General features: G+C 74.6%; 10 protein-coding genes. 4 read left to right on the top strand and 6 right to left on the bottom strand.

Going from position 1 to position 14,064, the window contains the following annotated elements:
• Window positions 1–16: 16 nt before the first annotated feature.
• Entirely contained in the window at window positions 17–1,372 is a 1,356-nt protein-coding gene (locus AB0C69_RS03600) for a phosphomannomutase/phosphoglucomutase (protein ID WP_360349264.1), read from the bottom strand.
• A 134-nt stretch (window positions 1,373–1,506) separates the two neighbouring features.
• Window positions 1,507–1,887 (bottom strand): DUF3499 domain-containing protein, encoded by a 381-nt coding sequence (locus AB0C69_RS03595; protein ID WP_179846169.1) that lies wholly within the window; start codon window positions 1,885–1,887, stop codon window positions 1,507–1,509.
• Window positions 1,888–2,059: 172 nt separating this feature from the next.
• Here AB0C69_RS03595 and AB0C69_RS03590 point away from each other — a divergent pair, with 172 nt between their 5' ends.
• Entirely contained in the window at window positions 2,060–2,488 is a 429-nt protein-coding gene (locus AB0C69_RS03590; protein ID WP_345177726.1) for a metallopeptidase family protein, read from the top strand.
• Between the two features lie 8 nt (window positions 2,489–2,496).
• On the opposite strand, the gene AB0C69_RS03585 is transcribed toward AB0C69_RS03590, so the two are convergent.
• The 4 genes from AB0C69_RS03585 to AB0C69_RS03570 all read right to left on the bottom strand — a co-directional run bounded on the left by AB0C69_RS03585 (window position 2,497) and on the right by AB0C69_RS03570 (window position 8,846).
• Window positions 2,497–3,939, bottom strand: a complete 1,443-nt coding sequence (locus AB0C69_RS03585) for a DUF5719 family protein (protein WP_360349259.1) — start codon at window positions 3,937–3,939, stop codon at window positions 2,497–2,499.
• Window positions 3,939–7,232, bottom strand: coding sequence for a glycosyltransferase family 2 protein (locus tag AB0C69_RS03580; RefSeq protein ID WP_360349256.1), 3,294 nt, complete (start codon window positions 7,230–7,232; stop codon window positions 3,939–3,941). The genes AB0C69_RS03585 and AB0C69_RS03580 overlap by 1 nt, the downstream gene beginning before the upstream one ends.
• 180 nt (window positions 7,233–7,412) lie before the next feature.
• A complete protein-coding gene (locus AB0C69_RS03575; protein ID WP_021594342.1) occupies window positions 7,413–7,676 on the bottom strand; it encodes a WhiB family transcriptional regulator in 264 nt (87 codons plus the stop codon).
• A gap of 222 nt (window positions 7,677–7,898) precedes the next feature.
• Window positions 7,899–8,846 carry a hypothetical protein gene (locus AB0C69_RS03570; protein WP_360349251.1) on the bottom strand — a complete coding sequence of 316 codons (948 nt, stop codon included), beginning with the start codon at window positions 8,844–8,846 and terminating at the stop codon, window positions 7,899–7,901.
• A 117-nt stretch (window positions 8,847–8,963) separates the two neighbouring features.
• On the opposite strand from AB0C69_RS03570, the gene cofD reads away from it, so the two are divergent.
• The 3 genes from cofD to AB0C69_RS03555 all read left to right on the top strand — a co-directional run bounded on the left by cofD (window position 8,964) and on the right by AB0C69_RS03555 (window position 13,956).
• Window positions 8,964–9,917: a 2-phospho-L-lactate transferase gene (gene cofD, locus AB0C69_RS03565; RefSeq protein ID WP_345177717.1), complete on the top strand. Its 954-nt coding sequence runs from the start codon at window positions 8,964–8,966 to the stop codon at window positions 9,915–9,917.
• Window positions 9,914–11,245 carry a coenzyme F420-0:L-glutamate ligase gene (locus AB0C69_RS03560; RefSeq protein ID WP_360349247.1) on the top strand — a complete coding sequence of 444 codons (1,332 nt, stop codon included), beginning with the start codon at window positions 9,914–9,916 and terminating at the stop codon, window positions 11,243–11,245. The genes cofD and AB0C69_RS03560 overlap by 4 nt, the downstream gene beginning before the upstream one ends.
• Before the next feature lie 146 nt (window positions 11,246–11,391).
• Complete coding sequence (locus AB0C69_RS03555) at window positions 11,392–13,956, top strand: bifunctional FO biosynthesis protein CofGH (RefSeq protein ID WP_360349244.1); 2,565 nt, start codon at window positions 11,392–11,394, stop codon at window positions 13,954–13,956.
• Window positions 13,957–14,064 lie beyond the last annotated feature (108 nt).

Raw genomic sequence — 14,064 nt, 5'->3', positions numbered from 1 at the left:
ACTTTTCCCTGACCGGTCACTTCTCTCTGACCAGGGCCAGGACCTCGTCGCGGATCGCCGCCATGGTGTCCTCGTCGCCGGCCTCGGCGTTCAGGCGCAGCAGCGGTTCGGTGTTGGACGGCCGCAGGTTGAACCACCATCCGGCGGCGTCGTCGCGGACGGTCAGCCCGTCGAGCTCGTCGACCTCGACGCCGGGCCGCCCGGCGAAGGCGTTCTTGACCTTCGCGGCGGCCGCGGCCTGGTCGTCGACCTCGCTGTTGATCTCACCGGACGCGACGTAGCGGGTGTACTCGCGGAGCAGCTCCGACAGCGGCCCGTCCTGCTGCCCGAGGGCGGCGAGGACGTGCATCGCCGCCAGCATGCCGGAGTCGGCGAACCAGAAGTCGCGGAAGTAGAAGTGCGCCGAGTGCTCGCCGCCGAACACCGCGCCGGTCTCGGCCATCGTCTGCTTGATGAACGAGTGCCCGACCCGCGTCCGGACGGGCGTCCCGCCGTGCTCGGCGATGATCTCCGGGACGGCCCGGGAGGTGATCAGGTTGTGCACGATCGAGGAGCCCGGGTGCTTGGCCAGCTCCCTCGTCGCCACCAGGGCGGTGATCGCGGACGGGGAGACGATCTCGCCTCGCTCGTCCACCACGAAGCAGCGGTCGGCGTCGCCGTCGAAGGCGAGGCCGATGTCGGCGCCGGTCTCGCGGACCTTGGCCTGCAGGTCGCGCAGGTTCTCGGGCTCGATCGGGTTGGCCTCGTGGTTGGGGAAGGTGCCGTCCAGCTCGAAGTACAGCGGGACCAGGTCGATCGGCAGGCCCTCGAACACCGACGGGACGGTGTGGCCGCCCATGCCGTTGCCCGCGTCCACGACGACCTTGAGCGGGCGGATGGACGACAGGTCGACCAGCGTCTTGAGGTGGTCGGCGTAGCCCTTGAGGATGTCGCGCCGCGTCACGGCGCCCGGCTCGCCGTCGAAGGCGGGGACCCCGTTCTCGATCATCTGGCGGATCTCGCCGAGGCCGGTGTCGCGGCCGACCGGCCGCGCTCCGGCGCGGCACAGCTTCAGCCCGTTGTACCTGGCCGGGTTGTGGCTGGCGGTGAACATGGCGCCCGGCAGGTCGAGGCTGCCGCTGGCGTAGTAGAGCATGTCCGTGGAGCCGAGCCCGGCCTCGACGACGTCCGCGCCCTGGGACGTGGCGCCGCGCGCGAAGGCCTCGGCCAGCGGCACCGACGACTCCCGCATGTCGTGGGCGGTGACGATCGCGCGGGCCCCGGTGACGCGGACGAACGCCGCGCCGGCCGCCTCGGCGGTCGCGGGGTCGAGCTCGTCCGGCACCACGCCGCGGATGTCGTACGCCTTGAAGATCTTGGCGAGGTCGCCCACTCCTGCTCCCTGTCCGAAGAACCGTGCGCGGAAAACGGCAGGCTCACGAGCCTACCGGGAAGGGCGGGCGCGACCCGCCGCGGCGTCGGACCGGGGACCGGGGCGGAAGGATCGGGACGGGCGCGAGCCCGCGGTCACTCCTGGCCGGGCTGCGTCCCGGCGGGTTCGGAGCGCAGGACGCGCAGGTGGCCGCGGCGGCCGACCTCGGTGCCCTGGCCGACCGGCTCGTGGCCGGACCCGGGCGCGGGCTTGGCGGCCTCGCGGACCGCGTCGGCGAGGGCCTCCAGGTCGTCGGCGCTGGGCTCGGACTCCTCCTCGACGGGGAGCCGCACCAGCTCCCACCCCATGGGGGCGGTGAGCCGTTCGGAATGCTCGGCGCACAGGTCGTAGCAGTGCGGCTCGGCGTACGTTGCGAGCGGCCCCAGGACCGCGGTGGAGTCGCGGTAGACGTACGTGAGCGTGAACACTGCGGGCGCCTTGCAGGCGGTGCGGGAGCAAGTGCGGACGGGGCTCACGATGGCTGACCGTACCTCCCCCCACCCGGCTCCGCCACCACCCCGGCGCACGTGTCGCCGTTACCGGGCGATTTCCTTGGTAACAACTACATTCCGTGATGACTCCCTTCACGGACCGTGCCGGACGGGGCGTGCGTGAGGGCCGCCGCGCCGGCGGAGGTACTCTTGGGGCGTGCGTTCCCGTGTGGCAGGCGTACGGCGCCGCGATCGGCACGGTCGTGGCCTCCGTGGCCCTCTGACGCCCTCGCAGGCACCGATCTCACGTACCCGCGCGGAACGGTTCGCCGACCTCGTCGACGACGAGGTCCGGCGGCTGGGCGCGCGCTGGGGTCGCGAGCTGGCCCGGGTCGAGTTCGCGGTCGAGGACGTCCCGGGAGTCGACCCGCTGTTCGACGGGCCCGTCCCGCTCGGCCAGACCCTTCCCGGCGACGGCGACCGGCCGGTGCGCATCGTCGTCTACCGGCGCCCCGTCGAGGCCCGCGCCGCCGGCGACGCCGAGCTCTCCCAGATGATCCGCGACCTGCTCGTCGAGGAGGTCGCCGACCTGCTCGGCCTCTCCCCCGAGTCCGTCGACCCGAGCTACGACACCCCCGACGACTAGATCAGGGATCAGTTCGGGGTCAGGGCCGTCTGGGAGTCGGCGGTGGCCGGGAGGCGCAGGGTCGTGGGCGCCGGGACGATCGGCAGCACCGTGAACAGGTGGTCGCCGCCCTTGCCGGTGGCGAGCATGCGGGACGCGTAGACGGGCGCGGAGCCGGGCCTCGGCGTGATCACCACGCCGAAGGAGGCGTCCGCTCCGCCGCCGGGCGAGGTGAGCTCGGTCTCCACGGTCCGTCCGGCGGGGATCTCGACCTGCCGCGGGGAGCCGGCGCCCTGCGCGTTCAGGGTCGTGACCTGGACGCTCGCCGCGCCGGACGGGGCGGTCAGGGAGAGGGACGCGTCGAAGCGGTTGTCGGCGACGACGCCGGGCGCCGTCGCGCTGAGCGGCGGTGTGGCGGCGCCGTAGGCGACGTCGGCGCCCCGGTCGGCGGCGAAGCCCGCCAGGATCGGGCGGTCGGCGACGAGCCGGACGGCGGCGGCCCTGCCGGACAGGGCGCCGTCGAGGGGGACGGAGGTCACGGTCTTGCCGGGGGCGTCCAGGACGTCCTGGCCCTGCGGGGCGAACGCCCCGGCCGAGGCGATCACCTGGACCCTGATCCGGGCGTCGGCCTCGCCGGGGACCGCGACCAGCAGGCGGCGCCCGCCGGAGCCGCCCGGCACGCCGGGGACGAGGGCGGAGGCGGCGGGCGCGGCCGACCGCGGCAGCCACTCGACGCCCTTCTTCTTCCCGATCCGGACGCGCAGGGACGCGGCGACGCGGCCGCTGGTGGTGCGCACGCGCAGGGCGAGGTCGGCGGCGGTCTTCACGATGTCGCCGAGGCCTTCGGGCGACCCGCCGATCCTCACGACGCGGGTGGTGTAGGGCTCGACGGGCGTGCCGCGCCCCTCGGTGGTGTCGAGGGGGCCCTCGCCGGACAGGGCGGAGACGTCGACGGACGCGGGCTGCGCGTCGACGTTGGTCAGGTAGAGGTCGAGTTCGTCGGCGGCGACCGGGCCGGGGCCCAGGAACCACAGGTCGGTGCCGGGAGCGGCGCAGCGTGTCGAGGCGAGGCCGCGGTCGTCGCCGCCGTCCTCGTAGGCGGTCTGCTCCGCCTCCAGCCCGCCGGCGATGGGCCCCGTGGCGCGCAGGGTGGAGGAGTCGCCGCCCGGCTCGGTGTCCTTGCTCCAGCCCTGGCCGGGCGACGTCACGGACCCGAGCGGGGTTCCGCCCTTCGTCGGCGTCAGGTCGACGCGTCCCCCGCCGCTCTTCCGGGCGAGGGTCTGGACGGCGAGGCGGCCGCCCTCGTGTCCGGGGCAGACCGCCAGGGCGTGCGTGACGGGCGTCTCGCGGCCCTTCTCGGACGCCTCGCCCGGACGGGAGAACGTCGCGGCGCCGTAGAGGGCGGCGACGGCGACGAGCATGAGGGCGGCGATGGCGTAGCGCATGCCGAGGAGGCGCAGGACCTTGTCCATCAGGACACCTCCTCCGTGCTGGGTTCCTCCACCGGCTCCGGTGCCTGGGGAGGCTCAGGCGGCTCGGTGGGCTCGGGGGGCGGCAGTGCGCGCTGGGCGCGGGCTCGGGGCGCGCGGCGCCGTCCGCGCCGTCCGCGGCGGCGGCGCTCCCGCTCCCCGGCGGGCGTCAGCGTGTCGGTCTGCGCGCCCGGCAGCGCCAGGACGGCCACGAGCAGGACGGCGATCCCCTGGACGGCGACCCAGATGTGCCGCGTCGTCATCGACCGGGTCAGGTCGAACTCGCCTCCTCCGGTGGGGATGTCGTATCCCTGCGCCCAGCCGTCCACCGTTCGTGCCTTGACGTCGCGGCCGTTGAGAGCGGCCCGCCACCCGCCGTCGGCGGGCTCGGCCAGGAGGAGCGTGCGCGGGCCTGTGCCTGGCGGGATCTGAACGCGGGTGTCGACGCGTCCGGCAGGCAGGGGCGTGACGGTCGAGCCTTGCAGGAGCATCATCCGGGCGGACGTCGCCTGGAGCCGCCACACCGCGAACGTGCCCGTGCGGCTGAGGCGCGTCAGTTCTGGCGACGCGTCCAGGACCTTGGTGAGCGGGTCTTTCGCGGGGTGCGGCACCAGCAGGTACTGGACGCCCATCCGCGTCAGCGCGGGCCCGTCGTCGCCCTCCCGGCCGGCGGCCAGACCGGCGACGAGGTCGTCCATGCGGTCATGGGCCCGGCCCTTGACGGTGACCTCCGCTTCGCCCAGACGGGGCCGCGCGCCCCTGAGCACCGTGTAGGAGACCCGGCCGGTCGGCTCCTGATGCAGGACGAGCGTCCGGACGCCACCCGTCCCCTGGACGAACTGGGGAACCGTGTCGGGGTCGACTCTCCCGAGCGGGCCGGCCGCGCCGCCGGCCACCCAGAACGCGGCCGCGAGGACGGGGGCAGTGAGCGCGGCGACCAGCACGGCCGCCCCGCCGGCCTTGTAGATCAGGTGGCTTCCTGCGAGGACCTCGGTGGCGCGCTGGACGGCGGCGGTCGCGGCGAGCAGTACCCCGGCGCCCGCGAACAGCAGCGCCAGCCCCGGCCACACCGGCGCCTCGTCCGCCCCCTTGGTGACGGTGGCGGCGCTGGTCAGCACCGCGACGAGCAGCCCGAAGACGGCCAGCAGCCAGCCGGCGAGGACGTGGCCCCGGCGGCCGCGGAGCGGCAGCGCGCACACGGCGACCGCGAGCAGCCCGGCGAGCGCCCACCGCGCGGGCGTGCCCGGCCCGCCCGGGTCGAGCGCCAGCAGGTCGGCCGGGGCGGCGGGGGCGAACCGCCGGTGCAGCCCCGCCTCCGTCAGGAAGCGGGACGGGTGGAGCAGCAGGCCGGCGGTCCACGGCAGCGTCAACAGCGGCGGCACGCCGAGCGCGATGGCCAGGCCGCGCAGGCCCTGGCGCCCCGGCCGGTCCAGCAGCGCCCGCACCATCCCGGCGGCCAGCAGCGCGATCGGCCAGACCAGCGGCACGAAGGACATCGCGACGGCGAGGAGCAGCGCGACCGTCCAGGCGGCCCGGCCCGCGCGCTTGCGCCGCGTCCGGGCGTCCAGCCCGGCGGCCTCCGACCGGGGGAAGCCGTAGAAGCGGGCCGCGTGCACGGCGATCAGCGGCAGGAGGACGAGGACGACGCAGGTCCCGATCCGCCCGCCCGCGACGGCGCCGGTCGCGGCGGGGAGCAGCGCGTAGACGGCGGCGAACCAGGCGCGGACGGCCGACACCGGGACGCGGCGGCCGGTCGCGCGGGCGCGCCGCCCCGTCCGCGGCGCCTCCACCACCAGCAGCCGCGACGCGCGGTAGGCGGCGAGCCCGGCCAGCGGGACGCCGCCGAGCAGCAGGACCGACACCGCGAGCCACGGCTTGCCGAACGCCGCGGTGGACAGCACGGCCAGAACCCCGACGTACGGGGGGCTGCCCGCGTCGGTGCCGAGCCCCACCGGATGCCAGCCGGACAGGTACTGCGCCCACAGGTCGCTCGCACCGCCCCACGCGGGGACGAGCGCGCCGCCGCCGAGCCGTCCGGCGGCCGTCGGCAGGGAGCGTTCGGCCGCGACCGCGACGGCGGTCAGCCCGAGCAGGAGCAGCACGCCGGGACGGGCGAGGAACCGGCGGATCGGGCCGGGCTCGTCGGCCGTGAGGTCGTCGTCCCGGTCCTCGCGTTCGCGCTCGTGGACGGCGAAGTACTCCGAGACCGCCTCGCCGGCCCGGCGCAGCACGACCCAGCGGGTCCGGAACCGCCGGACGCTGCGCCGCGCGCGCGTGCGGCCCTCGGCGCGAGCGGCCCGCGCCCGCCGGAGCCGCCCGGGCGAGCGCAGCACGTCGCCGAGCGCGCGCAGCTCCTCGCGGGCCATGCCCGGCCGTTTGGTCGCCACCAGGACGAGGGCGTGCGCGAGCGACGCCCACACGTTGCGGACGAGGGCCCGCGCCATCGCCCCGAGCGGCTGGTTGGCGAGCAGCGTGAGCAGCGCGTTGCGGCGGTCGCGGCGGGCGGGGTGCTCGGCGGTCATGCCGATCTCGCGGAGCCCGCGCCGGGACGCCTCGGCGTGGTAGACGACGGCGTCGCTCGCGGTGACGACCCGGTGCCCGGCGGCGTGGACCCGCCAGCAGAAGTCGAGGTCGTCGCGGAAGATGCCGTACTCGACGTCGAAGCCGCCCAGCTTCTCCCACACGTCGCGGCGGACCAGCATCCCGGCGCTGCCGACCGACAGGACGTCGCGGACGCCGTCGTGCTGGCCCTGGTCGAACTCGCGCCGGTCGAGGCCGGTGTGGCGGCGCCCGGCGGCGTCGACGGTGACGCCGAGCTCGCGCAGGACGCGCCGGTCGTCCCAGTCGCGGACCTTGGGGCCGAGGACCGCCACGTTGGGGTCGGCGTCGGCCGTCCGCAGCAGCCGGTCGAGCGCGTCGCGGTCGGGCGCGCAGTCGTCGTGCAGCAGCCAGATCCATTCGGTGCGGGGCTTGGGCGGCCCCTGGGCCTGGTCGGCGTGGTGGGCGGGGGCGGACTCGTCCTCCGGGACGGGAGCGGACGCGGCGTCCTGCCGCAGCGCCTCGGCGACGGCCTCGCCGTAGCCGGTGGTGCGGGGCAGCGTGAGGACCGCGTCCTCGCCGACGACCTCCGCGAGGACGGCGGGGCCGCGGTCGGCGCTCCCGGTGTCGACGGTCACGAGGCGCTGCACGGGGCGCGACTGCGTGAGCAGCGCCTTCAGCGCCTCCGGCAGCCACCGCGCGCCGTCGTGCGCGACGAGGACGGCGGTGACGACATGGCGATCGAGAGTGGGGGCCAAGGGTCGCTCGATCTGTGGGACGGACGGTGTCGGTGCCGGTCGGACGGGCCGTGCGCGGCGTGCACGCGGTCCCGGACGGACAGCAGCCGTGCCGGCCCTGGGGCCGGCACGGCTGATAACTGTACGCGTGGCCGCGCCGGGCACGCTCCGGATCCACCGATCCGGGACGCGGCCCGCGAGTCAGACGGCCTGCCGCTTCAGCTTCCGGCGTTCCCGCTCGGAGAGCCCTCCCCAGATGCCGAACCGCTCGTCGTGCTGCAGCGCGTACTCAAGGCACTCCGTACGCACCTCGCATGCCCGGCACACCTTCTTGGCCTCGCGAGTGGAGCCGCCCTTCTCCGGAAAAAAAGCCTCCGGGTCCGTCTGCGCGCACAGGGCGCGCTCCTGCCAGCCCAACTCTTCGCCGTCTGTGCCGTGCGCCAGCGGGATGACCACCTCGCTCACAGCGCACCTCCCTGCCCGTGGAACCCCCTGGTCAATGCCCTCCCACGAGTTCCTTCCCCCGAGACGGCATTGAAACTACACCGACGAAATTACACGCGTGTAGCAGTGGCCCCGTCAAGCCGGAGGACATTCCCGGGCGACATAGCGGGTTTTGCCGGGATGTGAATGCCGACCTTTGGATGAAGATCAGTTAATCGGGCGGTCACCGCCGGGACGGCGGCCTCACTGCGGGGGCGGGGGGCGGTTGTCCCGGTACCAGTCGCCGCCCTCCTGGTCACCCGCGGGCGGCGCGGGCTGGGTGCCCTGCGGGTCCTGGCCGGAGCCTCCGCCGCCGCCGTAGGCACGGGTCCACTCGCCCATGTCCTCCTCCTCGGCGGGCGGCTGGCCCTGCTGGCCCTGCTGGCCGCCCTGGTAGCCGCCCTGCTGCCCGTACTGCTGGTACTCCTGCGGCTGGCCGTACTGCTGCTCGTAGCCGGGCTGGCCCTGCTGGCCGGGCTGGCCGTACTGCTGCTGTCCGTACTGCTGCTGGCCGTACCCCTGGGCGGGCTGCTGCGGCTGCCCTTCGCCGTACTGCTGGTACTGCTGGTACTGCTGCTGTCCGTACTGCTGGTCGTAGCCGGGCTGGGCGGGCTGGCCGGGCTGCTGCCCGTACTGCTGCTGGCCCGGCTGGCCCTGCTGGTAGCCGAAGTCGGGGTAGCCGCCCTGCTGCTGCATCTGCGGCTGCGGGCGGGGCGGCTGCATCCCCTTGAAGACCGTGAAGGCGAACCAGCCGCCGACGCCGACCACGGCCAGGTCGCCGGCGCCGACCAGGAAGGTCGTGAGCTTGGTCACCGCGCCCGCGTAGTCCGAGTCGGCGAGCATCCCGCTCAGCCACGAGATCACGCCGAACAGCCCGATGCCGCCGAGGACGCCGAGCGCGCCCATGGTGATCGTCCGGGCCTGCGGGGTCGGGGTCGCGCCCCAGGTCGTCAGCATGATCGCCAGGACGACGAGGCCGACCATCGCGACCTGCAGGAAGGTCCCGTCGTTGGTCTGGCCGAGGGCGCGCAGCGTGAAGCTGCCGTCGCCGCCGAGAAGCGAGATGATGCCCGCGAGAAGGTGGACGCCCGCCGCGGCGAGCAGGACCCAGGCGGCCGGTTCGCGCAGGCGCTGGACGGCTTCCTTGTTCACGGTGGCATCTCCAGACTCGGGGCCGGGTGTTCTCCGATAGCACGCAAAGCTTTGCATAGTGTCGCCCGGAGCGGCGACCCCTCTGCTCTCCTCGGGGATCACCGTAGGGTTGAGGTCATGAAGATCGTGGCGTTGGCGGGCGGGATCGGCGGCGCCCGTTTCCTGCGCGGGCTCCTGGCGGCCGCCCCGGAGGCGGAGATCACCGTCATCGGCAACACCGGGGACGACATCTCCCTGTTCGGGCTGCGGGTCTGCCCCGACCTGGACACCGTGATGTACACGCTCGGCGGCGGCATCAACGAGGAGCAGGGCTGGGGACGGGCGGAGGAGACCTTCACCGTCAAGGAGGAACTGGCCGCCTACGGGGTGGGGCCGGGCTGGTTCGGGCTCGGCGACCGCGATTTCGCGACGCACATCGTCCGGACGCAGATGCTGGCGGCCGGCTACCGGCTGTCCGCGGTGACCGAGGCGCTGTGCGACCGGTGGCGCCCGGGGGTGCGGCTGCTGCCGATGACCGACGACCAGGTCGAGACGCACGTGGTGGTCGAGGACGAGCAGGGGCGGCGCGCGATCCACTTCCAGGAGTGGTGGGTGCGGATGCGCGCCTCGGTCCCGGCGCTGTCGATCGCCGCGGTGGGCGCCGCGGAGTCCGCGCCGGCGCCGGGCGTGCTGGCGGCGATCGAGGCGGCCGACGTGGTGCTGTTCCCGCCGTCCAATCCGGTGGTGAGCATCGGGACGATCCTGGCGGTCCCCGGCATCCGTGACGCGGTCGCGGCCAAGACCGTGGTGGGCGTGTCGCCCATCGTCGGCGGGGCCCCCGTGCGCGGGATGGCCGACGCGTGCCTGACCGCGATCGGGGTGGAGACGTCGGCGCGCGCGGTCGCCGAGCACTACGGCCTCGGGCTGCTGGACGGCTGGCTCGTGGACGAGGCCGACGCGGACGTGCGGGTGGAGGGCATCGACGTGCGCTCCCGGCCGCTGCTGATGCGCGACGCCGAGTCGACCGCCGCGATCGCGCGGGCGGCCCTGGACCTGGCGGTGGAGCTGAAGCGGGCGGGGGTCGCCGAATGAGCGCGGAGCCGGGCGGAGCGGGCCGGGAGACCGTCCCCGCGCAGAGCATCGAGGTCTTCGGCGTGCCGGGGATGCCGGAGGTCGCCGAGGGGGCCGACATCGCCGCGCTGATCCCGGACGGGACGGTCGAGGACGGCGACGTGCTCGTCGTCACCTCCAAGATCGTCAGCAAGGCGGAGGGGCGGGTCCTGGTCGCCGCCGACCGGGAGAAGGCCATCGACGCCGAGACCGTGCGGGTGGTGGCGCGGCGGACGCACGCGCGCGGGGAGACCCGGATCGTGGAGACGCGGCAGGGGCTGGTGCTGGCCGCGGCCGGGGTCGACGCGTCCAACACCCGGCCCGGCACGGTGCTGCTGCTGCCCGAGGACCCGGACGCCTCGGCCCGGCGCCTCCGCGCCGGGGTGCGGGAGCGGACCGGCGCCGACGTGGCCGTGATCGTGTCGGACACGCTCGGCCGGCCCTGGCGCAACGGGCTGACGGACGCGGCGATCGGCGTCGCCGGCCTGGCCCCGCTCAGCGACCTGCGCGGGCGCGACGACGCCTACGGCAACCGCCTGGAGGCCACGATCACGGCGGTCGCCGACGAGATCGCGGCGGCCGGCGAGCTGGTCAAGGGCAAGCTGGAGGGCGTGCCGATCGCGGTCGTGCGCGGGCTGTCCGGCCTGGTCACGCCGGAGGACGGGCCGGGCGCGCGGGCGCTGGTGCGCCCGCCGGAGGAGGACATGTTCCGGTTCGGATCGGCGGACGTGCTGGGCGCGCGGCGCACGATCCGCGAGTTCACCGCCGAGCCGGTGGACCCGGCGGCGGTGCGGCGGGCGGTCGGGGCCGCGATCACCGCGCCGGCCCCGCACCACACCACGCCGTGGCGGTTCGTCCTGCTGGAGTCGGCGGAGTCGCGGACGCGGCTGCTGGACGCGATGCGCGACGCGTGGGAGGCCGACCTGCGCCGCGACGGCTTCTCCGACGCGTCGGTCGCCAAGCGGCTGCGGCGCGGCGAGGTGCTGCGCCGGGCCCCCTACCTCGTCGTCCCGTGCCTGGTCATGTACGGGTCGCACGACTATCCGGACGAGCGGCGGTCGCGCGCCGAGCGCGAGATGTTCGTGGTGGCGGCCGGGGCCGGCGTGGAGAACCTGCTGGTCGCGCTGGCCGTGGAGGGGCTCGGCTCGTGCTGGGTGTCGAGCACGATGTTCTGCCGCGACGTGGTGCGCGACGTCCTCGACCTGCCGGACGAATGGGACCCGATGGGCGCCGTCGGGGTGGGCCACGCGGCCGCGCCCCCGCGCGAGCGGCCGCCGCGCGCCCCGGACGCCTTCATCGAGGTCAGATGAGGGGAACGTCAGGTAAGCGGAACAGAGTGAACGCGCGGGAATAGATCCGGGCGGGCCCCGGCTTCTACGGCCGGGGCCATTCCTTTTGTCCGTTCTTTCGGACCCCGGCGCGGCGCGGAATATGACGATTGGCATAGAGTGCCCGCATGGACGCCACGAGCTCCGCTCTTCGCCGGGCCCTGGCCCGCGCGCGCGACGGCAAGACACTGGACCGATCCGAGGCCGCCACACTGCTGCAGGCGCGGGGTGCGCGGCTCGACGACCTGCTCGCCCACGCGGCGCGCACCCGGGACGCCGGCCTGGAGGCCGCGGGCCGTCCCGGCGTCATCACCTACAGCCGCAAGGTCTTCATCCCGCTGACCCGGCTCTGCCGGGACCGCTGCGGGTACTGCACGTTCGCGACCGTCCCCCACCGGCTCGACTCGCCCTACCTCAGCCCCGACGAGGTGCTGGAGATCGCGCGGCGCGGAGCGGAGATGGGCTGCAAGGAGGCCCTGTTCACGCTCGGGGACCGTCCCGAGGACCGGTGGCGCCCGGCCCGCGAGTGGCTGGACGCGCACGGCTACGACGACACGCTCTCGTACGTACGCGCGATGGCGATCCGGGTGCTGGAGGAGACCGGTCTGCTGCCGCACCTGAACCCCGGGGTGCTGACCTGGCGCGACTTCCAGCGGCTCAAGCCGGTCGCGCCGTCCATGGGGATGATGCTGGAGACGACCGCGACGCGGCTGTTCAGCGAGCGCGGCGGCCCCCACTTCGGGTCGCCGGACAAGGACCCGGCCGTCCGGCTGCGGGTGCTGGAGGACGCGGGCCGCACGAACGTGCCGTTCACGACCGGCATCCTCATCGGGATCGGCGAGACGGTCGAGGAGCGCGCGGACGCGATCTTCGAGATCCGGCGGACGATGCGCGAGTACGGGGCGATCCAGGAGGTGATCGTCCAGAACTTCCGCGCCAAGCCCGACACCAGGATGCGCGACACTCCGGACGCCGAACTGGAGGAGCTCGCCGCGACGATCGCGGTGACGCGCCTCGTCCTCGGCCCGAAGGCGCGCGTGCAGGCGCCGCCGAACCTGGTCGCCGAGCAGTTCGCGCTGATGCTGCGCGCCGGGATCGACGACTGGGGCGGGGTGTCGCCGCTGACGCCCGACCACGTGAACCCGGAGCGGCCGTGGCCGCAGATCGACGAGCTGGCCGCCAGGACCGCCGGGGCGGGCTTCGAGCTGCGCGAGCGGCTCACGATCTACCCCGAGTACGTGCGGCGCGGCGAGCCCTGGCTGGACCCGCGCCTCACCGCGCACGTCGCCGCGCTCGCCGACCCCGCGACGGGGCTGGCGCGGGAGGGCGCCGTCCCCGAGGGGCGTCCCTGGCAGGAGCCCGACGGCGGGTTCGCGGCGTTCGGCCGGACCGACCTGCACACCGAGATCGACACGACGGGCCGCACCGCGGACCGGCGCGACGACTTCGACGAGGTGTACGGCGACTGGGACGCCCTGCGCGACCGCATGGCCGCGCCCCAGCGGTTCGACGCGGACGTCAAGGCCGCTCTGGCGCGCGCGGAACGGGACCCCGCCGGCCTGTCCGACGACGAGGCGCTGGCCCTCCTGCACGCCGAGGGCCCCGAGCTGGACGCGCTCGCCGCGCTGGCGGACGGCCTGCGGCGCGACGCCGTCGGCGACGAGGTCACCTACGTCGTCACCCGGAACATCAACTTCACCAACGTCTGCTACACCGGCTGCCGGTTCTGCGCGTTCGCGCAGCGCCGCACGGACGCCGACGCCTACACGCTGTCCCTGGAGCAGGTCGGGGACCGCGTGGACGAGGCGTGGGAGGCGGGCGCCACCGAGGTCTGCATGCAGGGCGGCATCCACCCTGACCTGCCCGGGACCGCGTACTTCGACCTCGCCCGCGAGGTGAAGCGCCGCGCGCCCGGCATCCACCTGCACTCCTACAGCCCGATGGAGGTCGTGAACGGCGCGTCCCGGACGGACCTGTCGATCCGGGAGTGGCTGGAGGCCGCGAAGGAGGCGGGCGTCGACTCGCTGCCCGGGACGGCCGCCGAGATCCTCGACGACGACGTCCGGTGGGTGCTGACCAAGGGGAAGCTGCCCACGGACCAGTGGGTCGAGGTCGTCACGACCGCGCACGAGATCGGCATCCCGACGACGTCCACCATGATGTACGGGCACGTGGACACCCCCGCGCACTGGGTCGCGCACATCAAGCTGCTGCGGTCCCTCCAGGAGCGGACGGGCGGGTTCAGCGAGTTCGTGCTGCTTCCGTTCGTCCACTACAACTCGCCCATCTACCTCGCGGGGCTGGCGCGGCCGGGGCCGACCGCGCGGGAGAACGTCGCCGTCCACGCCCTGGCGCGCATCCTGCTGCACGGCGCGATCCCCAACATCCAGACGTCCTGGGTGAAGCTCGGGGACGAACTGTGCACGCGCGTCCTCCAGGGAGGGGTGAACGACCTCGGCGGGACCCTCATGGAGGAGACGATCAGCCGGATGGCCGGCTCGGAGAACGGATCGTTCAAGCCCATCAGCGAGCTGGAGGCGATCGCGGCGCGCGCGGGCCGCCCCGCCCGGCAGCGCACCACCCTGTACGGGGACGTTCCCGCCGAGCGCCTGGAGGCGTCCCGCCGCACGGACGGCATCGGGCATTTCGGACGGCAGGCCCTCACCCTGACGCCGCTGTCCCGGCCCGTGTGAGCGTCGCCGCCGCGGCGGGCCCGTACAGCCCGACGAGGAAGTCACGCCGTTAGACGAGCACGCCGAAGAACCAGCCGACGAAGAGCATCAGCCCGCCTAAGGCCAGCT

It is taken from the genome of Actinomadura sp. NPDC048032 (assembly GCF_040653175.1).
GTDB lineage: Bacteria > Actinomycetota > Actinomycetes > Streptosporangiales > Streptosporangiaceae > Spirillospora > Spirillospora verrucosospora.
Note: the sequence above shows the minus strand (reverse complement) of the source record. Positions and strands in the feature narration are given on the sequence as shown.